The organism is Aestuariimicrobium sp. Y1814, assembly GCF_050113895.1.
Lineage (GTDB): Bacteria > Actinomycetota > Actinomycetes > Propionibacteriales > Propionibacteriaceae > Aestuariimicrobium.
This window is the reverse complement of record NZ_JBNJRW010000001.1, coordinates 196,723-218,106: the sequence shown is the minus strand read 5'-3', so window position 1 is coordinate 218,106 and position 21,384 is coordinate 196,723. Positions and strand designations below refer to the sequence as shown.

Sequence of the window (21,384 nt, the reverse complement as noted above, 5' to 3'; positions counted from 1 at the left end):
TCAGCGGTTCAGGTCACAGGTGGATCATGTGACCGGCGATGCCCTCGGCAGCTTCCTTCATGGCCTCCGAGAGGGTCGGGTGCGCGTGCACGGCGCGTCCGATCTCGTCGGTGGTCAGGTCGAACTGCTGGGCCAGCACCAGCTGCGGCAACAGCTCGGTGACGTCGGGGCCGATCATCGAGGCGCCGAGGATCTCGTTGTACTTGGCGTCGACGACCAGCTTGACGAAGCCGGTGGCGTCGCCCAGGCCCCAGGCCTTGCCGTTGGCCGAGAAGGGGAACTTCGCGGTCTTGACGTCGTAGCCCTTGTCCTTGGCCTGGGCTTCGGAGTAGCCGAAGCTGGCGATCTGCGGCTGGGAGTAGGTGGCACGCGGGATCATGTCGTAGTTGATCGGCTCGGTCGGCTCACCGGCGATGGTCTCGGCGGCGACGACGGCCATGGCCGAGGCGTTGTGGGCCAGCATGAACTTGGCGGTCACGTCGCCGATGGCGTAGACACCCTCGACATTGGTGCGCATGTACTCGTCGACGTTGATGGCGCCACGCTCGGTCACCGCCACACCGGTCTTGTCCAGGCCGTAGCCCTCCAGGCGGGGGGCGAAGCCGAGCGCCGAGAGCACCTTGTCGGCGACCAGCACCTGGGCGTCGCCGCCCTGGGCCGGGGCCACGGTCACGTTGACGTTCTGGCCGGTGTCCTCGATGGACTGCACAGCGGTGCTGGTGAGCACCTTGATGCCGAGCTTCTTGTAGGCCTTGGCCAGCTCGGCCGAGACCTCGGCGTCCTCGGTGGGGACCATGCGGTCGGCGTACTCGACGATGGTGACGTCGACGCCGTAGGAGTTGAGCACGTAGGCGAACTCGGTGCCGATGGCGCCGGAGCCGGCGATGATGATCGAGCCGGGCAGTTCTTCGGAGAGGATCTGCTCCTCGTAGGTGGCGACATTGGCCGAGACCTGGGTGCCGGGCAGCATCTTGGCGACCGCACCGGTGGCGATGATGACGTTGTCGGCGGTGACTTCCTGCACCGAGCCGTCGTCGGCGGTGACGTTCAGCGACTTGGGCCCGGTGAACTCGCCCCAGCCGTCGATCTCGGTGATCTTGTTCTTCTTCATGAGGTAATGGATGCCGTTGATCATCCGCTGGGCCACCTCGCGGCTGCGGGTGAACGCCTTGCCGTACTGCGGGGTCATCTGCCCGTCGAGGCCGAACAGGTCAGCCTCCTTGGTGACGATGTGCGCGATCTCGGCGTTGCGCAGCAGGCTCTTGGTGGGGATGCAACCCACGTTGAGGCACACACCGCCCCAGTACTTCTTCTCGATGATGGCGGTCTTCTTGCCCAGCTGGGCGGCACGGATGGCAGCCACATACCCACCGGGGCCGGCGCCCAGGACAACGACGTCAAAATGTGCACTCATGGGCGCAACTCTAGTGCCAGAAACCACCGCCCCGGGACCGGGGCCGACGCACGAAACAGCGCGGATCCCTTGACTATCTCGCATATGAGTTAGAATCTACGAATGACCGATACCACCGCCGTCAGCATCGGACGACTGATCCGTGACGCACGCAAGCAGCGTGGGCTCACCCAGCAGCAGCTGGCCGATGAGCTGTCCACCTCGCAGAGTGCGATCACCCGCATCGAGTCGGGGGGCCAGAACCTGAGCCTGGACATGATCAACCGGATCGCCGACGCCCTGGACAGCCCCCTGATCAGCACGGGGACTCCCACCAGCGCCATGAACCTGCGCATCCAGGGTGAAACGAAGCTCTCGGGCTCGATCGAGGTGCGCTCGTCCAAGAATGCCGCCGTGGCGCTGCTGTGCGCGGCACTGATCAACAAGGGCACCACCCGCCTGGTCGGGATCGCCCGCATCGAAGAGGTCAACCGGATCCTCGAGGTGCTGCAGAGCATCGGCATGAAGGCCGAGTGGAGCGACGACAAGTCGGTGCTCACCCTGCAGCGCCCGGCCGAGCTCGACCTGGCCGGGATGGACCTCGAGGCCGCCCGCAAGACCCGCTCGGTGATCATGTTCCTCGGTCCCCTGCTGCACTACTACGAGAAGTTCGAGCTGCCCTATGCCGGTGGCTGCGACCTGGGCTCGCGCACCGTCGAACCCCACCTGAACGCGCTGCGTGAGTTCGGCCTCGACGTGGTGGCCACCGAGGGCTTCTACCAGGCCACGGTGAAGGCCGGCCCTGACAAGGTGCGCCGCATCGTGTTGACCGAACGCGGTGACACCGTCACCGAGAACACCCTGCTCGCGGCCGCACAGACGCCGGGCACCACCATCATCCGCAATGCCTCACCGAACTACATGGTGCAGGACCTGTGCATCTACCTGACCCGACTCGGCGTCGGCATCGAGGGCATCGGCACCACGACCCTGACCGTCACCGGCGTGCCTGACATCAACGTCGACGTGGAGTACCACCCCTCGGAGGACCCGATCGAGGCGATGAGCCTGCTCACCGCTGCCATCGTGACCGACTCGGAGCTGACCGTCACCCGCTGCCCCATCGAGTTCCTCGAGATCGAACTGGCGATCCTGGAGGAGATGGGACTGAAGTACACCCTGTCGCAGGAGTACACCTCCAACAACGGCTACACCCGGCTGGTCGACGTGCAGGTGCACCCCTCGAAGCTGGTCGCCCCGAAGGACAAGATCCACCCGATGCCCTTCCCGGGCCTCAACATCGACAACCTGCCCTTCTTCGCGGTGATCGCCGCCGTCGCCGAGGGTGAGACCCTGATCCACGACTGGGTCTACGAAAACCGCGCCATCCACCTGCTCGACCTGAGCAAGCTGGGTGCGCAGGTGAAGCTGCTCGACCCGCACCGGCTGACGGTGAAGGGCCCGACCCGCTGGCGTGGGCGTGAAATGGTGTGCCCGCCGGCGCTTCGTCCGTCGGTCTGCCTGCTGCTGGCCGCCCTGGCGGCCCGCGGCGAGAGCGTGTTGCGTGACGTGTACATGATCAACCGTGGCTACGAAGACCTGCCGCGCCGGCTCAACGAGCTCGGCGCGAAGATCGAGGTCTTCTACGACTGAGCGTTCTACGACTGGGCACCGTCAGCGCAGGCGGGTCGCCGCGTGGGTGTGGCTGGGGTTGACCAGTTCCTCCTGCGCGGCGACGATCGCCAGTTCGGACGACCCCGATTCCTGGGTGGCCTTGAGGATGCCGTAGACGGAGTCACCGGTCAGCGACAGCACCTGGTCGAGCGGCAGCCCGGACAGCAGGCGGGCGACGAACACCGCCGTGGTCAGGTCACCCGACCCGACGAAGGCCTGGTCGATCAGCGGCGTCTCGACCTGCCAGGCACCGTCGTCGTTGAGGGCCACCATCCGCATCACCTGCTCACCGGGGAAGACCGCCGAGGTGACCAGCACGGTGCGCGGGCCCACGGCCCGCAGTTCCTCGGCTGCCTCGAGCAGTTCGTCCATGGTGGTGATGTCGGTGCGCCCGGTCAGGAACATCACCTCGAACAGGTTCGGGGTGACCACGTCGGCAGCCTTGACCACGTGGTCGCGGAAGAACTCGGGCACCCCCGGGCGGGTGAAGAACCCCCGGCCGATGTCACCCATCACCGGGTCGCAGCAGTACAGGGCCCGGGGGTTGCGCTGCTTGACCAGCGCGGCGGCCTCCAGGATGACCTCACCGACCTCGGGGGCACCCAGGTAGCCGGACAGCACGGCGTCGCACTCGGCCAGCGCGCCGCGCTCGTCGATGCCCAGCACGATCTCACGGACATCGGAGGGCGGGATCATCGGCCCTCGCCACGAGCCGTAGCCGGTGTGGTTGCTGAACATGACCGTATACACCGGCCAGGTCTCGATCCCCAGCCGTTGCAACGGGAAGACTGCGGAGGAGTTCCCGGCGTGCCCGTAGGCTACGGCTGACTGGATCGACAAGATGCTGGTCACAACGTGCGATTCTGGCACACCGCCCGGAAGGAACCCATGCGCGCCGCCGACTTTGAGTACTTCGACACCCGCTTCGCGGCGATGGCGCACCGCGGTGGCGCCCGGCTCGCCACCAACATCGGCAGGGAGAACACCCTGCTGGCCTTCCGCAACGCGGTCGACCTGGGCTACCGGTACCTCGAGACCGATGTGCACGTCACCCGTGACGGTGGCCTGGTCGCCTTCCACGACGATTCCCTGGACCGGGTGACCGACCGCCAGGGTCCCATCGCCGACCTGCCGCTGTTCGAGGTGCGCCAGGCCAAGGTGGGCGGTGAACCGATCCCCACCCTGGACGAGGTGCTGGCCGCCTTCCCCGAGGCACGGGTGAACATCGACATCAAGGCCCGTGGCGCCGAGGAGCCACTGGCGCACGTGCTGCGCCGCCACGACGCCGAACACCGGGTCTGCATCGGCTCGTTCAACGAGTTCCGGTTGCGGCGTTTCCGCCGGCTCACCCGCCGTGAGGTCGCCACCTCGACCGGGCCGCTCGGTGTGGTGGCCGGGGTCGTCGGTTCACGCCTGGGCTTGGGACCTGCCCCGTTCGGTGCCGCCTTCCAGGTACCGGTCAGGACCCGGGTCGCCGGGCGGATGGTCGAGGTGGTGACGCGTGAGTTCATCGAACGCGCCCACGCGTGGGGCAAGGCGGTGCACGTGTGGACCATCGACGACGAGGCCACCATGAACCAGTTGATCGACTGGGGTGTCGACGGGCTGATCAGCGACCGGATCGACGTGCTGCGGCAGGTCTGCCTCGCCAGGGGTCTGTGGGCCTGATCCGCCCCGCCGCTTGGTTGGGGTCGCTAGATTGGGAGGCAACCCTGCGAGGAGGAACCATGGCTGACCGTGCATTGCGTGGGATGGGACTCGGCTCCAAGAGCTTCGAGGACGAAGAGGGCATCGAGTTCGCCGGACGCCAGCAACTCGGCTTCCAGTGCGAACAGGGACACCACTTCGAGCTGACGTTCTCGTCCGAAGCAGAGCTGCCGCTGGAGTGGGAATGCCCGCGCTGCGGCCGCATCGCGCTGCGCTCCGACGGCACCCAGCCCGAGGAGAAGCAGACCAAGCCGCCGCGCACCCACTGGGACATGCTGATCGAGCGCCGCTCGATCCCCGACCTGGAGGAATTGCTGGCCGAGCGCCTGGAGTTGCGCCGCAACGAGCAGCTCTGACGACCCACCCGGGTCCCTAGTCGATGATTCGCCCCTCGAGCGCGGGGGGCGAATCGTTGTCTCCGGGGCGTTCGGGGGCCGCGGTGGACTCGTCCTCGACGACCTCACCGGGGATGACGCCCGACCGGCTCGTCCGCACGGTGGTGGCGACCAGCCCGCGGGAGCGCGCCCAGCGCTCGATGAGCTTTCGGGGCAGTGCCCGGGTGAAGGGGATCAGGCAGATCAGACCCAGGACGTCGGAGATGATGCCCGGGAACATCAGCAGGACACCGCCCAGCATGACCAGCGCACCGTCGGTCATTTCGCGGCCGGGCACCTCTCCCCTGCCGATGGCCTCGACGAAGGCACGCCAGGTGCGTCGACCTTCGAAGATGATCAGTGCCAGTCCGAGGGCGGCGATGCCGAGCAGCAGCAGGACCGTCCAGCCCAGGCCCAGGGAGGCACCCAGTTGCACCAGGATCCAGATCTCCAGCAGCGGGATGGCGATGATGACCAGCAGCACCACCAGCGGCACCCATCGGGACCGGACCTGCGCATTCACCTGATTCACACCATCCAGCCTACTCAAGGGCCCCAACGCCGCCTCGGTGGCGGCGCAGCTCGCGGGTGAGGCCGACCAGCAGGGCGAGGGCACCGATGGCGGCGGCGATGCCTTCCCACCAGGGTCCGACTGTGACGGCCGGGGTCGACCCGTCGCGCAGGTCGACCAGGTAGGTGGCCGAGGCCGCTGTTGACTCGCGGGTCTTGTCCAGTACTCGTCCGCGGGGGTCGATGTGGCCGGAGAACGAGCTGGTGGTCGAGACCACGATGTCGCGGCGCAGTTCCATCGCCCGCACGCGCGTGATCTCGAACTGCTGGCGCGGCTGCCCGGTGGCGGTGTAGGTGGCGTTGTTCGACTGGACGACCAGCAGTTGTGCCCGGTGGCGGGCGGTGTCGTAGACGGTGGTGTCCCAGGCCAGTTCGAAACAGACGACATCCCCGATGCGCAGGCGGCCCTCGTTGAGTGGGACGTCGAGGACACCGGGCTGGTCGCCGGGCACGGCCTGGGCGCCGACCTGCTCGAGGATGGGCAGCAGCGGCAGCAGGGTCTCGCGCAGGGGGATGTACTCCCCGAAGGGCACCAGGTTGCGCTTGTCGTAGCGCCCGGTGATGCCCTGGTCGGGGTGCCACCACAACCCGGTGGTCTGGCGCTCGTTCTCACCGGGGCCGCGCATCACGGACCCGACGAAGATGGGCACCTCGGCGAACAGCACCGCCTCACCGATGAGCTGGTGGGTTTCGCGGTCGCGGGTGGGGTCGACATCGGTGGAGTTCTCGGGCCACAGCACGAACTCGGGCAGCGGGGTCTGGCCCACCCTGGCCTTGGCCATCAACATGATCGTTTCACTGAGGTGGTTGTTGGTGACCGAGCGGGCATAGCCCATCGCCCCGGAGCCGGCGGTGCCGTCGACATTGCCCTGCACCATGCCCACGGCGACCTGCTGCCCGGTGGCGGGGGTGGCGGGGCGGAGTCCCGCGAGCAGGCCGGCGGCGGCGATGGCCACGACCAGGCCGGCCGGGACCAGGCCGCGGCCCAGTCGTTCGCGCAGCGGTGCGGGCTCGCGCAGGCGTTCCATGCCCCAGGCCAGAAGGGTGCCGCTCAGCGCCACCAGGAAGCTGACCCCGCCCACCCCGAGCCAAGGCAGGAAGCCGCCCAGGGGCATGTCGGCGGTCGTGAAGCCCAGTCGCATCCACCCGAACCCGCCGAACGGAATCCGGGAGCTGAGGAACTCCGCCAGCGACCACAGGGCGGCGGTCAGCAGTGGCCAGGCCGGCAGGTGGCGCACGGCGGCGGTTCCCCAGCCGAGCAGCAGCCCCCAGACGGCCATGAACCCGCACAGGGCGACCGCGACGTACCAGCCGAGGACGTCGATCCACCCGACCAGGGGGACGAACAGTCCCAGGCCCATCAGGTAGCCCCACCGGGTGCCGCGGCGCAGGGGGCGGGCCGGTTCACCCTGGCGCACCAGCCAGGTGAACAGTGCCACCCCGACGATGGCCAGCGGCCACAGCCGCAGCGGTGCGAAAGCCAGGGCGACCATCACCCCGGCGAGCACCGCCACGATTCCCTGGACGACAGCGGCACGTCGACGGGTGCGGTCGAGCTGGGGTGCTGCGGCGGTGCCGGTCACGGGTGCTCCTTCGGCGCGGGGCGGGGCCTGGCGCTACCCATGATGACAGAATCCTCAAGTGACCAGCGTGCCCCACCGCATGGTGTTCGACACCGCGACGATGTACTTCCGCTCCTTCTTCGGGCTGCCCTCCTCCATGGTCGCCCCCGATGGCACCCAGGTGAATGCGGTGCGCGGCCTGCTCGACTCGCTCGCCCGGCTGATCGCCCAGTACGGGCCGACCGAGATCGCCTGTGCCTGGGACAACGACTGGCGGCCCACCTGGCGGGTCGACCTGGTGCCCTCGTACAAGACCCACCGCCTCGACCCCGGCCGGCGCACCGACGTGGTGGGCGCGGCCGGGAAGGGAGCGGCCAGCGGGCAGGCCGAGGAGGCCCCCGATGCCCTGGCCGCGCAGGTGCCGATCATCCTCGACGTGCTGGACGCCTTCGGCATCCCGGTGGTCGGGGTGGACGACCACGAGGCCGACGACGTACTGGGGTCACTGGCTGCCGCTTCCATGCTGCCGACGCTGGTGGTGACCGGTGACCGTGACCTGTTCCAGCTGGCCCATGGCGACACCGTCGTGGTCTACATCGGCAAGGGCGTGGCCAAGCATGAGCTGGTCGACGATGCCTGGTTGAAGCAGAAGTACGGCGTCACCGCCGCCCAGTACGTCGACTTCTCGGTGCTGCGCGGCGACCCGTCGGACGGCTTGCCGGGGGTGAAGGGCATCGGTGAGAAGTCCGCGGCGCAGCTGGTCAGCACCTACGGCTCACTCGACGGCATGGTGGGGGCTGCCTCCGACCCGGAATCGTCGATGGCGAAGGGGTTGCGGGCCAAGCTGCTGGAATCGGTCGACTACCTGGCGGCGGCCCGTGAGGTGGTGGCGGTGGTCACCGACCTCGACGTGGACGACCTGGAGTTGCGCACTCAGGCCATCCGCACTGACGAGGCCCGGCTGGAGGCTCTGGCGACCCGGTGGGGGCTGGAGTCCTCGGTCGAGCGGCTGCGGCAGGCACTGGCCGCTGCCCGCGGGGACGGCTCGTCCTAACCCCTCGCCTTGCTGGACAGTCGGTAGATCATGGCGCCGGCGAGCAGGTTGGGCCAGGCCTTGGGCAGTCGCCCGGCCGCCCCGCCCTCGGACAGCGCCACCCGTTCCTCGATGACCAGCCCCTGACTGGTCAGGAAGTCCTCGAGGTCGACCACGGTGGCGTGGTGCAGGTTGGGCGAGTTGTACCAGTCGTAGGGCAGGTCACGGCCGCGTGGCATGTGCCCACTCAGCAGCCGCAGCCGGTGCTTCCACAGCCCGAAGTTGGGCATCGAGACGACCAGGTGCTTGCCGATGCGGGCCATGTGCCCCAGCACCGCTTCGGGGTCGAGCACCACCTGCAGCGTCCGGGAGAGCACGACGACGTCGTAGGAGTCGTCGGCGAACTGGCCCAGCTGGGTGTCGAGATCGAGTTCGATCACCTCGACCCCGGCGCTGATCGCCTCGAGCACGGCGTCGTTGTCGATGTCGACGCCGGTGCCGCGGCAGCCATGGTGGACGATCAGGTGCCGCAGCAGTTGGCCATTGCCGCAGCCCAGGTCGAGCACCCGTGAGCCCTCGGGCACCACGTGGGCCAGCAGGTCGAGGTCGGGGCGGATCATCGGGCTTCCTCCTGGGGAACCAGCGGTTCGCGTTCGAACCAGGCCCGCATCGTGTCGTGGTACTCGGGCACCTCGAGCAGGAACGAGTCGTGGCCCCACACCGAGGCGATCTCACGGAAGCTGACCGGCAGTTCGGCCTGCTCGAGTCGCCGCACGATGCGCCGGGAGTGCTCGGTGGAGAATCGCCAGTCCGAATCGAAGCTGAGCACCAGGAAATTGACCGGGTCAGCGGTGACGGCCTTGAGGGCGTCGGTCCTGGCGAACGGGTCGAAGTAGTCCATCACCCGGGTGAGGTAGAGGTAGCTGAGCGCGTCGAAGCGGGTCAGGAACTTGCTGCCCTGGTGTTCCAGGTAGCTCTCGACGGCGAAGTCGACCCCGAAACCGCGGGCCTGACCGGGGTACTGCACGTCTCGTCCGAACTTCTGCTCGAACGCGCCCTCGGACAGGTAGGTGATGTGCGCCATCATCCGAGCCGTCGACAGGCCGGTGTCGGGGCCCTGCGACTCGGGGAACTGGCCGCCGGCGAAACGGGCGTCGCGCATGATGGCCTGGCGTCCGACTGCCGAGAAGCCGATGTTCTGCGCGGTGAGCCTGCTGGAGGCAGCGATCACCGCAGCCCGGTCGACGGTGTCGGGGTGGCGCAGCGCCCATTCCAGGGCCTGCATGCCGCCGAGCGAGCCACCGACCACGGCGCTCCAGTGCTCGACGCCGAGGAACCGGCCAAGGGCCAGGTGCACGGTGACGAAGTCGGCCATGTCGAGCAGCGGGAAGTCGAGCCCGTAGCGCTCACCGGTGCTGGGGTTGACCGACCGTGGGCCGGTGGTGCCGGTGCAGCCGCCGAGCAGGTTGCTGCTGACGACGAACCAGCGGTCGGTGTCAATGGGTTTGCCGGGGCCGATCATGTTGTCCCACCAGCCCACCGCGCCGGCGGCGTTGGTGCCGGCGGCGTGGGCGTCGCCGGTCAGCGCGTGGCAGATGTAGACGGCATTGCTGGCGTCGGCGTTGAGGGTGCCGTAGGTCTCGTAGGCGACCGTCACCTCTTCGAGCACCTCGCCGCTGGCCAGCACCAGCGGGGCGTCTGGGGTGAACAGCATGGCGTCACGGGTCTCGGTGGTCAGCGGGGGGCGGGGTGCCGCGGACTGGACTCGTTCAACCATGCCCGCCAGTCTTGCGCACCCGACCAAGGCCGATGCGGTCTGTCCAACACTCGCGCACCGCCGGACCGACTAGCGTGGCGGCAGGAGACGAAGGGAAGACCATGCACCTGGACACTGACGCGATCCTGTGGGACCACGCCGACCGGGAGGACCCGCCGCTGCTGGTGCTGCTGCACGGGCTCGGGTCGCACGAGGGTGACCTGTTCGGGCTGGTGCCCCACCTGCCTGCCGGGCTCGACATTGCCTCGCTGCGGGCCCCGCTGGTGACCGCCTACGGCGGCCGGGCCTGGTTCGAGCTGGAGTTGTTGCCCGACGGTCCCCCGCAGCACCGCGCCGAACAGATCGTGGCCGCCGGTGAGGCGGTCGTGGAATGGCTCGACTCGTTGGGTTCGAAGTACTCACGGATCGGCCTGCTCGGGTTCTCGCAGGGTGCGGCCATCACCCTGAAGGTGGCCAGCATGATCCCCGAGCGGCTGGCCTGCGTGGTGGCCCTGTCCGGCCTGCTGCCGAAGAGCCTGGACGATGCCCCGGTGACCAACCTGCCGGCGTTCGTGGCCGTGGGTGATTTCGACCCGGTGATCGGCGCCGAGCGCAGCGAGCAGTTCGTCTCGTGGTCGCAGGAGCACCTCGCGGCGACCGTGCGGCACTACCCGATGGCCCACCAGGTGGTTGCCGAGGAACTGGACGACATCCGCGAGTTCCTCACCGAGCACCTGGTCTGAGGGCGGTCATTTCGACTGGCGGCCGGGGCGGGAGGCCTTCTGCTCGGCGCGCTGGCGGCGCTGCTCGGCACGGAGCTCTTCGGGGGTGAGTGGCTCCTCGCCGTGGTGGACCCGGTCGGCCAGCCACAGCGCCGCCAGCAGTGTGACGGCCAGCGCCGGCAGGAAGGGCCAGATGTTGCCCCACAGGTTCAGGGGGAACCGCAGCCCGACGGCCAGCATGAGGGCGGCGATGACCACCCACACCAGCCAGACCACCAGGCCGGCCAGCAGTGCCCGTCGGCGCGACTGGCGTACCCAGCGCCGGGCCAGCCCGGCGACGAACCCGGTCGGGGGGGCGACGACGATGCTCATCATGAACCCGACCGCGGCCCCGGTGCCGGCCGCGGCCACGATCTCGACGACCGGGCTGGGGATGAGCAGGACCGCCATGGACAGGGCCCCACCGACGACCAGTGCCACCATCACCCCCAGGGTGACCCGCCCGAACACGGCAAGGCCCCCGTCGGAGGGGTTCATCTCGGCAGCAGAAGGCAGTGGCATGGCCTCCATTATTGCCGTGCCCCCAGGTCAGTCGGGCAGCCGTCGAGCCAGGCGGGCCCGGAGGCCGGCGCGGACCGCGGGCCACTCCTGGGCCAGAACTGAGTAGACGCAGGTGTCACGCCAGGTGCCATTGGGCAGCAGCACATGACGGCGCAGCACCCCGTCAAGGTGGGCACCCAGCCGCTCGATGGCTGCTCGGGACTGCTGGTTCAGGTGGTGGGCACGGAACTCGACCGCCTCACAGCCGAGCACCTCGAAGGCATGTGCGAGCAGCAGCAGCTTCGTCTCGGCATTCGCGCCGGTGCCCTGCGCCGACGCCCTTAGCCAGGTGGAACCGACCTCGAGGCGGCGGTTGGGCTCGTCCGGGTGGAGGTAGGTGGTCATGCCGAGCACCTGCCCGGTGTCTGCCGCCCGCACCGTGAAGGCCGCCACCTGGCCGGCCTCCTGTTTGGCGAGCCGGGCCGCGATCTCTTCAGCCATCGACTCCGGGGTGGGGATGCGGGTGTACCAGTGCTGCCACAGTTCCCCGTCGCGGACCGCCTCCACCAGGCCGTCGTGGTGGGCGGGCTGGAGGGGTTCGACCACGACCAGGTCGCCGACGAGTCGGGTCGGGGTGGTGAAGGGGCTCTGGGTCACGTCCTCACGCTAGACCCCACCGCAGCTTCTGTCGTGGGTGGGTGACATGCTGGGTGGATTCACCCTTCTCAGAGCAGGAAACCCCACCATGAAGCGCCCCCACCGTCTGTTGTTGTCGATCATCCTGAGCCTTGCCCTGGTGCTGGGTGGGCTCGGGGTGAAGCTCCCGACGGCTGGTGCCACCACCTGGGTGGAGCAGGAGAACTCGTTGCCGGGCACCCGCGACTGGGTCATCGCCGAGGACCAGCTGGCCGAGGCCGATGAACTCGCGGGCTACCCGACCACCAGTTCGGTCACCACCGGACAGGAGGTCGTGCTGCGGATCGACAACCACCTCGGTGGGCAGCAACGGGTCAGCGCATATCGCCTCGGGTGGTACGACGGGGACGGTGGCCGCCTGGTGGCCCAGAGTGAATGGGCCGAGGCCACCCAGCAGGAGCCTGCCCAGTTCGTGTCGACCAACGGCGATGGTGTGCTGGTCAACATGGTCGATGCCTCGCACTGGCAGGACTCGACCACCCTGCCAACCGATGACTGGCCCGAGGGCGTGTACCTGTTGGTCGTCGAGTCGGACAGTGGGGTGAAGTCACCGATCCCGTTCGTGGTGCGTTCCTCCCACTTCGCGGGACGCACGGTGATGGTCTCGGCACCCTCAACCTGGCAGGCCTACAACCTGTACGGCGGGTTCTCGGCCTACCGTGGCACCAGCCCGTTCGGCGGCCTGGCCGGGACCCTGCGGTCACGGCTGATTTCCTTCGACCGACCACTCGACCCGGCCACCGGGGTCGACCACTTCATGGTCATGGAGCGCGCCGGTGTGGTCGAGGCCGAACGCACCGGCGTGAACCTGGCCTACACCACCAACGTCGACATCGCCCGCGACGGAGCACCCGCCTACCTCGGCGCGGCGGCGCTGATCTCCCTGGGTCACGACGAGTACTGGGACAACCCCCAGCGCGACGCCTTCCGCACCCTGCGCGACAGCGGCACCAACCTCATCTTCGCCGGGGGGAACACGCTGTGGTGGCGGATCCGCTACTCCGAAGACCACCGCCGCTACGAGATCTTCAAGGAGGCCGACGAGGACCCCGTCACTGAGCCGTCGGAGCAGACGGTGAACTTCCCCGACTCCACCACCTTGTCCCTGTTGGGGTCGCGGTATGCCTGCTACATGGTGGACGCCCCGCTGGTCGTCACTGACGCGCGCTTCTTCCTGTTCCAGGGCACCGGCGCCACCGTCGGCAGCGAGTACCCCGGCCTGCTGCGGGAGGAGGTCGACACCGCCTACGACTCCTGGACCAGCCCGGCCAACCTGTCCGTGGCCGCGCACTCCCCGTTCCCGTGCTTGCCCAAGGGCGGCACCATGATGCATGCCGACTTCACCTACTACAGCGTGCACTCCGGTGCCGGGGTGGTGAACATGGCCAGCATGGGCTTCATCATGGCCATGGACGAGCTCAACCAGCACCGCCGACCGTTCCCCGCCGAGAGCATCGAGTTCGCCCGCACGGTGTTCGCCAATGCGGTCACCGAGGCTTCCATCGGCCCGCTGGGCCTGCGCCACCGCCCGTCGGGCAACGCGCTGGAGGTGCTGTCGGGGCATTACGCGGCACCGGTCTATGTCGACCTGGACCAGACCATGCAGGTTCCCGGCAGCAGGGTCTTCGGTGACTTGAACGGTGATGGCCTGGCCGACATCGTCGGCATCCACCAGGGCACCGGTGGGCTGCTGTTGTACCGCTCCTCGCCCGGGCCGTACCTGAGCTATGCCGGCCAGGTGGGTACCGGCTGGTCACGGATGACGTGGCTGGCGCTGGTGCCGGACCTGAACGGCGACGGGCACACCGAGCTGGTGGCCCGAAGGCACGATGGCACTCTGTGGCTCTACCCGGGCAGCTCGTTGGGCTGGGGCACGCCCACGCGCATCGGTACCGGCTGGAACGGGATGGACACCCTGACGGTCACCCCCGATGTGACCGGTGACGGGAAGCCTGACCTGTTCGCCCGCCAGGCCGACGGGCGACTGCTTCGCTACAGCTTCACCTCACTCACCCGGGGTTTGAGCCAGGTCGCAGTGGTCGGCCGGAACTGGCAACAGATGCACACCCTGGTGGCGCTGGACGACCTGTCCGGTGACGGCTTCCCGGACCTCATGGCCGTGCGCTCGGACGGCAAACTGTTCGCCTACACCACCCGGGGTGGCGTGCTGACCTACATCAGCCAGCCGGGGCGCGGGTGGTTGGGGTTCCGCCATGTCTTCTCCCCCGGGGACATGAACGCCGACGGTCGCCAGGACCTGATCGGGGTCCGCAACGACGGCCGGATGTACTACTACCGCAACCTCGGCACCTCGTGGTCAGCCGCCCGCCAGATCGGCAGCGGTTGGGTGAACATCTCGTTGATCGCGTGAACCCGTTCCTAGACTGGGTCCATGACCAATGTGCTCCTGATCGTCGACGTGCAGAACGACTTCACCGAGGGTGGTGCGCTGGGCTGTGAGGGTGGGGCTGCGGTCGCCGCTGCCATCACCGACCACCTCGCCGCCCATGACTACCCGCTGGTGGTCGCCAGCCGCGACTGGCACAACGCCGATGACGACAACGGCGGCCATTTCGCCGAGAACCCCGACTACGTCGACACCTGGCCGGTGCACTGCGTCGCCGGCACCGAGGGTGCCGACTACCACCCGTCGCTGGACACCTCGCGGGTCGATGTCCACGTGCTCAAGGGCCAGGGCAAGCCCGCCTACTCGGCGTTCGAGGGGACCACTGAGTCCGGTGAACGGCTCTCCGAGGTGCTCACCAGCCGCGGGGTGACCCACCTCGACGTCGTCGGCATCGCCACCGACCACTGCGTGCGGGCCAGTGCGCTGGATGCCCGCGAGCTGGGCTTCGACGTGCGGGTCATCGACGGGCTCACCGCTGCGGTCGGCCTCGAGAGCCGCGCCGCCGCCATTGAAGAGCTGCGCCTGGCCGGGGTCACCGTCGACCAGCAGGCCTGAACCGGTGCCCCGCCGGCCGCCGCTGCCCCGCGAGTACATCGAGCGGGTGGCCGAGATCGTGGCACTCCTGCCGGAGAGCTACGAGCAGGACGCCTGGACGGGGGTGCGGTGGCGGGTGCGCAACGCCACCATCGTGCACCTGTTCGGCGGTGAGGACCAGCGCTTCCGGCTGGTGTTCCGGGGCGACCCGGACGAGGTCGTCGCCTTTGAACACATGGGTGAGCCCTACTTCAAGGCGGGTTGGGGCACTGACGTGATTGGTGTGGTCATCGACGAGCAGACCGACTGGGACGAGGTCGCCGAACTGCTGACCGCCTCGTACTGCCTGATGGCACCGGCGAAACTGGTGGCGCAGGTACAGCCAAACCCCTAGTCAGCCCGGGATGCTGCTGACCGGTCCCCCGACGACGGCGCGGATGGTCTCGATCGCGTCCCAGTCGTTGGCGTGCATCCCCGCCAGGACGCGGTCCCCCTTCGTCCAGTAGGCGCTGAACACCAACCCGGCCAGGTCACCGACGATCCTCACCTCGTCGTAGCCGTCGCGGCCGACGTGGCCCAGGTACTCCATGCCGAGGTCGTACTGGTCGGTGAAGAAGTAGGGCATCCGTTCGTAGGGGGCGCTGCCGCCCAGGATCGTCCGGGCTGCGTGCTTGCCCTGCTCGATGGCGTTGTCCCAGTGCTCGACCCGCAGCCGACCCAGACCCGGGTGGTCGTGGTTGGCCACGTCACCGGCGGCGAACACGTCGGGATCACTGGCCCGCAGGGTGGCATCGACCAGGACGCCGTTGTCGCAGTCCAGCCCAGCAGCCACGGCCAGCTCAGCCCGGGGAACCGCCCCGATGCCGACCACGATCAGGTCCACACTCACCTCGGTGCCGTCTGAGAGCCGGACGATGGTCTGGTCACCCTGGTGGTTGATGTCTGTGACGGTGGTCGACAACCGCAGGTCGACTCCGTGGGCCCGGTGCAGGTCGGCGAAGGCGGTGGCGATCTCGGGGCCGACTACCCGCGCGAGTGGCAGGGGCGCGGCTTCGGTGACGACCACCCGCCCGTCCGCGGCGCGAATGGCAGCAGCGATCTCCAACCCGATCCAGCCGGCCCCGACCACCAGCACGCGCCCACGGAGGTGCCGTTTTAGGTCGGCAGCGTCCTCGAGGGTGCGCAGGTACCTCACCCGCGCGCCCGACTGGTCGGCCAGCTCGTACCGGCGCGGGGTGGCCCCGGTGGCCAGCAGCAGCTTGTCGTAGCCGATCCTCCGCTCCCCCACCCTCACGCTGTGCTCGGCCAGGTCCAGGTCGGACGCAGCCCGGCCGGTGAGCAGTTCGATGGAGCGCTCCTCGTACCAGTCGGCCGGGTGCAGCTGGGCGGACTCCAGATCGGCGTCACCCAGCTGGAAGCCCTTGGACAGGGGTGGTCGTTCGTAGGGGAGGTGGTCCTCGTCCCCGATCAGGACGATGCCGCCCTGGTAGCCCTGCTGGCGGAGTTCCTCGGCGGCATTGGCACCGGCCAGGGAAGCCCCGACGATGACCACTTGCGCACTGTGCGTGGACATGCGTCCATCGTCCTCCTCAGGAGGCTGGAACAACAGGCTGGCGCAGCAAAGTTCGCAGCTTCTCAGGCGCGACCCGTCGGTGGTCACCCAGGTAGACCTCGTGGTGGCTGCCGGTCATCACCAGCCCGTTCTCGGGGATGAACTCGTGGTGCATCCTGGCCAGCACGGGGCCCTCGTCGTCGTAGGGGCCCAGGTGCAGCGTCTGCACGCAGAGTCCCTCGTCCAGCGTCGCGAACCGGACATCAGCACTGTGCTCTTCACCTCTGGCTTTGGCGGCGATCTTTGCGCGCGCTGCGGCCACTTCTTCAGCACCCAGCCAGTCCGGGACCATGATCATCATCGTCCAGTCCCAGGCCGACTTGTCGCGTGCCGTGGTGAAGCTGTCCATGTCGTCCGACCACCACAGGCCCTCCAGGGGCGGGACGACGTAGTCACGACCCAACTCGTTCTTGCTGGCGAACTTCAGCGCGTAGGCGAGCGGGTACAAGGTGCCCAGCGCCGCGGCATAGGCGGGTGAGGTGTTGGGGTCGCCGTGCCCGTCGACCATCAGGTACTGCATCGGTGGAAGCACCAGGGTGCGGAACTCACCGGCCCTGGCCCGGTAGGAGTCGAGGCTCTTCCTGAGGTCGACCTTCGGGGCGGACATGGCCACAGGCTAGTCCGCCCCGAGGTTGAACGGGTCAGGCGTCCTGGGTTTCCGGCACCCTCTCCTCCAGGGTCGACGCGGGAGCGGTGGTGGCATCGGCGGCGCGCTCAGCCCCGGCCCGGCGCTCCCGGACGGCCTCGAACGAGGTGCCGTAGAACGCTGCCTCCATCAGGGTCTGCAGGTCGGCCACCATCGGCATCCGGGGGTTGGCCGGTGCGCACTGGTCACCGAAGGCACCCATGGCGAGTTCCTTCAGCCGTCCCATGAACAGGCCCTCGTCGACGCCCTGTTCCTGGAAGGAACGCTCGATGCCCACGCGGTCACGCAACTGTTCGACGGCACGGGCGTAGCTCTCGACCCCCTCCTGCGGGGTGCTGGCCGGCAGCCCCAGGTGGGCGGCGATCTGCTGGTAGCGCTCGGGGGCCACGTAGGTCTCGTACTTGGGCCACGCGTTCAGCTTGCTCGGCACCTGGCCGTTGTAGCGGATGACGTGCGGCAGGTACACAGCGTTGGTACGCCCGTGGACGAGCTTGAAGGCCGCGCCGGTGACGTGGGCCATGGCGTGGACGATGCCCAGGAACGAGTTGCCGAAGGCCATGCCGGCGATCGAGGCTGCGTTGTGCATCTTCTCGCGGGCGGCGATGTCGGCCTGGTCGGTGCTGTTGACCGGCACCTTTGTGCTGCGCTCGATGTTCTCGAAGACCAGCTTGATCGCATGCAGGCACAACCCGTCGGTGTAGTCGTTGGCGTAGACCGACACGTAGGCCTCGGTGGCGTGGGTGAGTGCGTCGAAGCCGGCATCGGCGACCAGGAAGCCCGGCAGTTCGCGGGTCAGCACCGGGTCGATGATCGCGACCGACGGGGTCAGCGCGTAGTCGGCCAGCGGGTACTTCAGCCCGGTCTGGTCGTCGGTGATCACTGCGAAGGGTGTCATCTCCGAGCCGGTCCCCGAGGTGGTGGGGATGCAGACCAGCTTCGCCAGTCGTCCGAGGTCGGGGTACTTGAAGGCCCGCTTGCGCACGTCGAAGAACTTCTCGCGCAGGTTGCTGAACTCGACGTCGGGGTTCTCGTAGAGCAGCCACATCACCTTGGCGGCGTCCATCGGGGAACCACCGCCTAGGGCGATGATGGTGTCGGGCCCGAAGTCGCGCATGGCCTCGGCCCCGGCCCGCACTTCCGAAACCTTGGGCTCGGGGCGCACATCATCGAGCAGTTGCACCTTGACCGGGTTGCCACGCCGGTTGAGGACGTCGACGACCCGGTCGACATAGCCCAGCTTGGTCATGGTCTTGTCGGCCACGATGGTGACCCGCTCAATGCCGCGCATGTCGGCGAGGTAGCGGATGGCGTGGGGTTCGAAGTAGGTCTTGGCGGGCACCTTGAACCACTGCAGGTTGTTGTTGCGTCGTCCGATGCGCTTGATGTTCACGAGATTCACCGCCGAGACATTGTTGGAGACCGAGTTGGAGCCGTAGGAGCCGCAGCCCAGGGTGAACGACGGCGTGAAGGCGTTGTACATGTCGCCGATGCCGCCCAGGGCTGCCGGTGCGTTCTCGATGATGCGCACGGCCCGCACGACCTCACCGAACCGCAGCACCACGTCGGGGTCGTTGGAGTGGATCGCCGCGGAGTGGCCCAACCCGTCGAACTCGACCATCTGGCGGGACAACTCGATGCCGTGCTGCGGGCTGGCGGCGCGCAACACCGCCAGGACGGGGCTCAGCTTCTCGCGGGTCAATGGCTCCTGGGGCCCAACGCTGTCGACCTCGGCGAGCATGATCGAGGTGTCCTCGGGGATGCTGAAGCCGGACTGCTCGGCGATCCAGGTCGGGGACTTGCCGACCACGGACGGGTTCAGCTTGGCGCCGGCGCAGTTGCTGCCGTGGGCCCTGGCCCCGAAGAGGAACTCCTCGACCATGCCTTTCTGCTCGGGGGTGAGCAGGTGGGCGTGCAGCGTGGCGAACTCGGCCATCGCCTGGTCGGCGATCGCCTCGTCGAGGATCACCGCCTGCTCGGAGGCGCAGACCATCCCGTGGTCGAAGGACTTCGAGACGGTGACGTCGTTCACCGCCCGCGCCACAACAGCGGTGCGTTCGATGAAGGCCGGCACGTTGCCGGCCCCGACGCCGATGGCGGGCTTCCCGCAGGAGTAGGCGGCCTTGACCATGGCGTTGCCGCCGGTGGCCAGGATCAGCGAGACGCCGGGGTGGTTCATCAGTTCACCCGAGGCCTCCTTGGAGGGTTCCTCGATCCACTGCACACAGTGTTCTGGCGCACCAGCGGCGATCGCCGCGTCACGGACGATCCGGGCGGTGTGGGCTGAGCACTGCTGGGCCGAGGGGTGGAAGCCGAAGATGATCGGGTTGCGCGTCTTCAGGGCGATCAGCGCCTTGAAGATGGTGGTCGAGGTGGGGTTGGTGACCGGGGTCAGGGCGCAGATCACGCCGACCGGGTCGGCGATCTCGGTGATGCCGGTCAGCTCGTCGTGCGAGACCACGCCGACAGTCTTGAGGTTGATGATCGAGCTGGTGGTGCGCTCGCAGGCGTAGAGGTTCTTCACCGCCTTGTGCTCGAACAGGCCTCGACCGGTCTCTTCGAGGGCTTCGAGGGCCAGTTCGCCGTGCTGGTGCAGGGCCGCGACCGAGGCCTTGCGGACGATGTGGTCGACCTGTTCCTGGGTGAAGGACGCGTAGGCTTCGAGGGCTTGCAGGCCCTGCTGGACCAGGGTGTCGATGGGGGTGGACATGGTTGGCTTCTCCTGCCTGGGGGCCAGCGGGTCCTCTGCGCCCATTCTGGGTACGGGTGGAGGATGGTTTCGCAGTCTGGTGGACCCCGTTTGGAAGACCGTAAGCGGCGCCGGTCGCCACAGGAAGCGATATGTGAAACTATTCACAAGCGATGGACGGGCGTGCACCCCGACCCTCTGCACACGGCACTTTTGCTCGTCTCAGTGGGCGCTGCGGTCTCGATTGGCGTAGCCGGCCGGCGTGAAGCCGGTGACGCCGCGGAAGTCGCGGATGAAGTGGGCCTGGTCGAACCAGCCGAGCTCGATCGCCAGGTCGGCCCAGTCCCCCCGGCGGCCACGGTCGATGGCCTCCACCGCCTCACAGACCCGGCGCCGCAGCAGCGTGCGCTTCACCCCGGTGCCGACGAAGCGTCGGAACAGCCGCTGCAGGGAGCGCGGTGAGCTCCCGACCCGCTCGGCCAGTGCCCCGACCGTCGTGATCGGCTCCCCCTCGAGGACCTGCCACACCCGCCGGAACCGGTCGTGGTCTTCCAGGTCGACCGGGCCGCGCGACAGCAGCCAACCATCCAGCTCGGCCGCTGCGGAGGTGGCATCCCAGGCGATGCGCTCGAGCTGGTCGACACCCTCGAACAGGTCGGTGGCGGCGAGCGTGCGGTTGGTCAGCCCGGCCATGTCGACGGGGGTGAAGGCGACCAGCCCGCCGGGCCGGAACTTGACGCCGACCGTCGAACCGCGACCGGTCAGCGTCACGTCAAAGACGCCGTCGGTGACCGGCCCGGTGACCCAGATGCCCTGGCCGTCGGTCCCGGCGCGGGCCACCCCGCCTCGTTCCACCGTGAGGTGCGCGGTCGGGGACGACAGCGTGGAGCGTCCGACGCTCTCCCCCGCCGGCAGGTCCCAGGTGACCGACCAGCAGTGCTCGACCCACCGGCTGAGCCGCTCGTCAGGGGTCGCGACGCGGTGGGGGGACTGGGACGCCAGAGCCTCAGGGGCCAGCACGCGACCAAGCAGGTGGGCAGGTGTCGCGTTCGTCCTATCGACGCCGGGGGCCATGCCAGCAGGATGGCAGACATGACTACTCCCGTTGCCCGCTTGGCCATGATCACCCTCGACGCCGCCGAGGTGGCGCCGCTGGCCGCCTTCTGGTCGGCCGTCCTCGACTGGCCGATCGCCTTCCAGGACGACAACTACGCCATGCTCACCGGGCCCTCGCACGCGCTGGGCATCGGTGTGGTGCCCGACTACGTCGCACCGAGCTGGCCCGACGACGGGCACAAGCAGTTCCACCTCGACCTCGCTGCTGACGAGGTCGAGGTGGCTGCTGACCGCTGCGTTGAACTCGGCGCCACTCGCCCGGACGAGCAGCCGGGCGAGACCTGGGTCGTCCTGCTCGACCCGGCAGGTCACCCCTTCTGCGTGACCAGTGCCGCCAACTGGGGCTGAGCGCTGCT

At 68.4% G+C, this 21,384-nt stretch carries 21 protein-coding genes; 9 read left to right on the top strand and 12 right to left on the bottom strand.

Going from position 1 to position 21,384, the window contains the following annotated elements; translation table 11 throughout:
- Nucleotides 1-13: 13 nt before the first annotated feature.
- A complete protein-coding gene (gene lpdA, locus ACQE3C_RS01045; RefSeq protein ID WP_434537338.1) occupies nucleotides 14-1,414 on the bottom strand; it encodes a dihydrolipoyl dehydrogenase in 1,401 nt (466 codons plus the stop codon).
- Nucleotides 1,415-1,516: 102 nt separating this feature from the next.
- On the opposite strand from lpdA, the gene ACQE3C_RS01040 reads away from it, so the two are divergent.
- Nucleotides 1,517-3,046 carry a helix-turn-helix domain-containing protein gene (locus tag ACQE3C_RS01040; protein WP_434537337.1) on the top strand — a complete coding sequence of 510 codons (1,530 nt, stop codon included), beginning with the start codon at nucleotides 1,517-1,519 and terminating at the stop codon, nucleotides 3,044-3,046.
- Nucleotides 3,047-3,067: 21 nt separating this feature from the next.
- Here ACQE3C_RS01040 and pdxY read toward each other — a convergent pair whose 3' ends face one another.
- Complete coding sequence (pdxY, locus tag ACQE3C_RS01035; RefSeq protein WP_434537336.1) at nucleotides 3,068-3,919, bottom strand: pyridoxal kinase PdxY; 852 nt, start codon at nucleotides 3,917-3,919, stop codon at nucleotides 3,068-3,070.
- A gap of 36 nt (nucleotides 3,920-3,955) precedes the next feature.
- On the opposite strand from pdxY, the gene ACQE3C_RS01030 reads away from it, so the two are divergent.
- A complete protein-coding gene (locus ACQE3C_RS01030) occupies nucleotides 3,956-4,735 on the top strand; it encodes a glycerophosphodiester phosphodiesterase (RefSeq protein ID WP_434537335.1) in 780 nt (259 codons plus the stop codon).
- Nucleotides 4,736-4,794: 59 nt separating this feature from the next.
- Nucleotides 4,795-5,130 carry an RNA polymerase-binding protein RbpA gene (locus tag ACQE3C_RS01025; protein ID WP_434537334.1) on the top strand — a complete coding sequence of 112 codons (336 nt, stop codon included), beginning with the start codon at nucleotides 4,795-4,797 and terminating at the stop codon, nucleotides 5,128-5,130.
- Nucleotides 5,131-5,146: 16 nt separating this feature from the next.
- On the opposite strand, the gene ACQE3C_RS01020 is transcribed toward ACQE3C_RS01025, so the two are convergent.
- Both ACQE3C_RS01020 and lnt read right to left on the bottom strand, forming a co-directional pair.
- Nucleotides 5,147-5,680, bottom strand: a complete 534-nt coding sequence (locus tag ACQE3C_RS01020; RefSeq protein WP_434537333.1) for an FxsA family protein — start codon at nucleotides 5,678-5,680, stop codon at nucleotides 5,147-5,149.
- Between the two features lie 10 nt (nucleotides 5,681-5,690).
- The gene (lnt, locus tag ACQE3C_RS01015; protein WP_434537332.1) at nucleotides 5,691-7,301 is read right to left on the bottom strand and encodes an apolipoprotein N-acyltransferase; all 1,611 of its coding nucleotides are present in this window, start codon (nucleotides 7,299-7,301) and stop codon (nucleotides 5,691-5,693) included.
- Nucleotides 7,302-7,359: 58 nt separating this feature from the next.
- Here lnt and ACQE3C_RS01010 point away from each other — a divergent pair, with 58 nt between their 5' ends.
- A complete protein-coding gene (locus tag ACQE3C_RS01010) occupies nucleotides 7,360-8,334 on the top strand; it encodes a 5'-3' exonuclease (RefSeq protein ID WP_434537331.1) in 975 nt (324 codons plus the stop codon).
- Here the strand turns inward: ACQE3C_RS01010 and metW are convergent.
- Nucleotides 8,331-8,933 carry a methionine biosynthesis protein MetW gene (gene metW / locus ACQE3C_RS01005; protein ID WP_434537330.1) on the bottom strand — a complete coding sequence of 201 codons (603 nt, stop codon included), beginning with the start codon at nucleotides 8,931-8,933 and terminating at the stop codon, nucleotides 8,331-8,333. The genes ACQE3C_RS01010 and metW overlap by 4 nt on opposite strands.
- On the bottom strand, nucleotides 8,930-10,090 hold the full coding sequence (metX, locus tag ACQE3C_RS01000) for a homoserine O-acetyltransferase MetX (RefSeq protein ID WP_434537329.1): 1,161 nt from the start codon (nucleotides 10,088-10,090) through the stop codon (nucleotides 8,930-8,932). The genes metW and metX overlap by 4 nt, the downstream gene beginning before the upstream one ends.
- A gap of 101 nt (nucleotides 10,091-10,191) precedes the next feature.
- Between metX and ACQE3C_RS00995 the strand changes: the two genes are divergently transcribed.
- Nucleotides 10,192-10,812: an alpha/beta hydrolase gene (locus tag ACQE3C_RS00995; protein ID WP_434537328.1), complete on the top strand. Its 621-nt coding sequence runs from the start codon at nucleotides 10,192-10,194 to the stop codon at nucleotides 10,810-10,812.
- Between the two features lie 6 nt (nucleotides 10,813-10,818).
- Here the strand turns inward: ACQE3C_RS00995 and ACQE3C_RS00990 are convergent, their stop codons facing one another.
- The gene (locus ACQE3C_RS00990; RefSeq protein WP_434537327.1) at nucleotides 10,819-11,352 is read right to left on the bottom strand and encodes a hypothetical protein; all 534 of its coding nucleotides are present in this window, start codon (nucleotides 11,350-11,352) and stop codon (nucleotides 10,819-10,821) included.
- 27 nt (nucleotides 11,353-11,379) lie between these two features.
- Nucleotides 11,380-11,988 carry a GNAT family N-acetyltransferase gene (locus ACQE3C_RS00985; RefSeq protein ID WP_434537326.1) on the bottom strand — a complete coding sequence of 203 codons (609 nt, stop codon included), beginning with the start codon at nucleotides 11,986-11,988 and terminating at the stop codon, nucleotides 11,380-11,382.
- An 88-nt stretch (nucleotides 11,989-12,076) separates the two neighbouring features.
- Between ACQE3C_RS00985 and ACQE3C_RS00980 the strand changes: the two genes are divergently transcribed.
- From ACQE3C_RS00980 to ACQE3C_RS00970, 3 genes are read left to right on the top strand one after another with little or no spacing between them, the layout of a single operon-like run.
- Complete coding sequence (locus ACQE3C_RS00980; protein WP_434537325.1) at nucleotides 12,077-14,398, top strand: N,N-dimethylformamidase beta subunit family domain-containing protein; 2,322 nt, start codon at nucleotides 12,077-12,079, stop codon at nucleotides 14,396-14,398.
- A gap of 21 nt (nucleotides 14,399-14,419) precedes the next feature.
- A complete protein-coding gene (locus tag ACQE3C_RS00975) occupies nucleotides 14,420-14,989 on the top strand; it encodes an isochorismatase family protein (protein ID WP_434537324.1) in 570 nt (189 codons plus the stop codon).
- A 4-nt stretch (nucleotides 14,990-14,993) separates the two neighbouring features.
- Nucleotides 14,994-15,362: an MmcQ/YjbR family DNA-binding protein gene (locus ACQE3C_RS00970; RefSeq protein WP_434537323.1), complete on the top strand. Its 369-nt coding sequence runs from the start codon at nucleotides 14,994-14,996 to the stop codon at nucleotides 15,360-15,362.
- Here the strand turns inward: ACQE3C_RS00970 and ACQE3C_RS00965 are convergent, their stop codons facing one another.
- From ACQE3C_RS00965 to ACQE3C_RS00950, 4 genes are all read right to left on the bottom strand, one after another.
- On the bottom strand, nucleotides 15,363-16,541 hold the full coding sequence (locus ACQE3C_RS00965; protein ID WP_434537322.1) for an NAD(P)/FAD-dependent oxidoreductase: 1,179 nt from the start codon (nucleotides 16,539-16,541) through the stop codon (nucleotides 15,363-15,365).
- A gap of 16 nt (nucleotides 16,542-16,557) precedes the next feature.
- Entirely contained in the window at nucleotides 16,558-17,187 is a 630-nt protein-coding gene (locus ACQE3C_RS00960) for a GyrI-like domain-containing protein (RefSeq protein ID WP_434537321.1), read from the bottom strand.
- A gap of 34 nt (nucleotides 17,188-17,221) precedes the next feature.
- The gene (gene adhE / locus ACQE3C_RS00955) at nucleotides 17,222-19,933 is read right to left on the bottom strand and encodes a bifunctional acetaldehyde-CoA/alcohol dehydrogenase (RefSeq protein ID WP_434537320.1); all 2,712 of its coding nucleotides are present in this window, start codon (nucleotides 19,931-19,933) and stop codon (nucleotides 17,222-17,224) included.
- Between the two features lie 201 nt (nucleotides 19,934-20,134).
- Nucleotides 20,135-20,932: a DUF6597 domain-containing transcriptional factor gene (locus ACQE3C_RS00950; RefSeq protein ID WP_434537319.1), complete on the bottom strand. Its 798-nt coding sequence runs from the start codon at nucleotides 20,930-20,932 to the stop codon at nucleotides 20,135-20,137.
- Nucleotides 20,933-21,004: 72 nt separating this feature from the next.
- On the opposite strand from ACQE3C_RS00950, the gene ACQE3C_RS00945 reads away from it, so the two are divergent.
- Nucleotides 21,005-21,376: a VOC family protein gene (locus ACQE3C_RS00945; RefSeq protein ID WP_434537318.1), complete on the top strand. Its 372-nt coding sequence runs from the start codon at nucleotides 21,005-21,007 to the stop codon at nucleotides 21,374-21,376.
- The last annotated feature ends 8 nt before the right edge of the window (nucleotides 21,377-21,384 follow it).

Bases quoted from the DNA above. Each gene is read 5' to 3' on its own strand.
- lpdA (WP_434537338.1), bottom strand. From the start codon at position 1,414: ATGAGTGCACATTTTGACGTCGTTGTCCTGGGCGCCGGCCCCGGTGGG.
- ACQE3C_RS01040 (WP_434537337.1), top strand. From the start codon at position 1,517: ATGACCGATACCACCGCCGTCAGCATCGGACGACTGATCCGTGACGCA.
- ACQE3C_RS01030 (WP_434537335.1), top strand. From the start codon at position 3,956: ATGCGCGCCGCCGACTTTGAGTACTTCGACACCCGCTTCGCGGCGATG.
- ACQE3C_RS01025 (WP_434537334.1), top strand. From the start codon at position 4,795: ATGGCTGACCGTGCATTGCGTGGGATGGGACTCGGCTCCAAGAGCTTC.
- metW (WP_434537330.1), bottom strand. From the start codon at position 8,933: ATGATCCGCCCCGACCTCGACCTGCTGGCCCACGTGGTGCCCGAGGGC.
- metX (WP_434537329.1), bottom strand. From the start codon at position 10,090: ATGGTTGAACGAGTCCAGTCCGCGGCACCCCGCCCCCCGCTGACCACC.
- ACQE3C_RS00995 (WP_434537328.1), top strand. From the start codon at position 10,192: ATGCACCTGGACACTGACGCGATCCTGTGGGACCACGCCGACCGGGAG.
- ACQE3C_RS00990 (WP_434537327.1), bottom strand. From the start codon at position 11,352: ATGCCACTGCCTTCTGCTGCCGAGATGAACCCCTCCGACGGGGGCCTT.
- ACQE3C_RS00980 (WP_434537325.1), top strand. From the start codon at position 12,077: ATGAAGCGCCCCCACCGTCTGTTGTTGTCGATCATCCTGAGCCTTGCC.
- ACQE3C_RS00975 (WP_434537324.1), top strand. From the start codon at position 14,420: ATGACCAATGTGCTCCTGATCGTCGACGTGCAGAACGACTTCACCGAG.
- ACQE3C_RS00965 (WP_434537322.1), bottom strand. From the start codon at position 16,541: ATGTCCACGCACAGTGCGCAAGTGGTCATCGTCGGGGCTTCCCTGGCC.
- ACQE3C_RS00960 (WP_434537321.1), bottom strand. From the start codon at position 17,187: ATGTCCGCCCCGAAGGTCGACCTCAGGAAGAGCCTCGACTCCTACCGG.
- adhE (WP_434537320.1), bottom strand. From the start codon at position 19,933: ATGTCCACCCCCATCGACACCCTGGTCCAGCAGGGCCTGCAAGCCCTC.
- ACQE3C_RS00945 (WP_434537318.1), top strand. From the start codon at position 21,005: ATGACTACTCCCGTTGCCCGCTTGGCCATGATCACCCTCGACGCCGCC.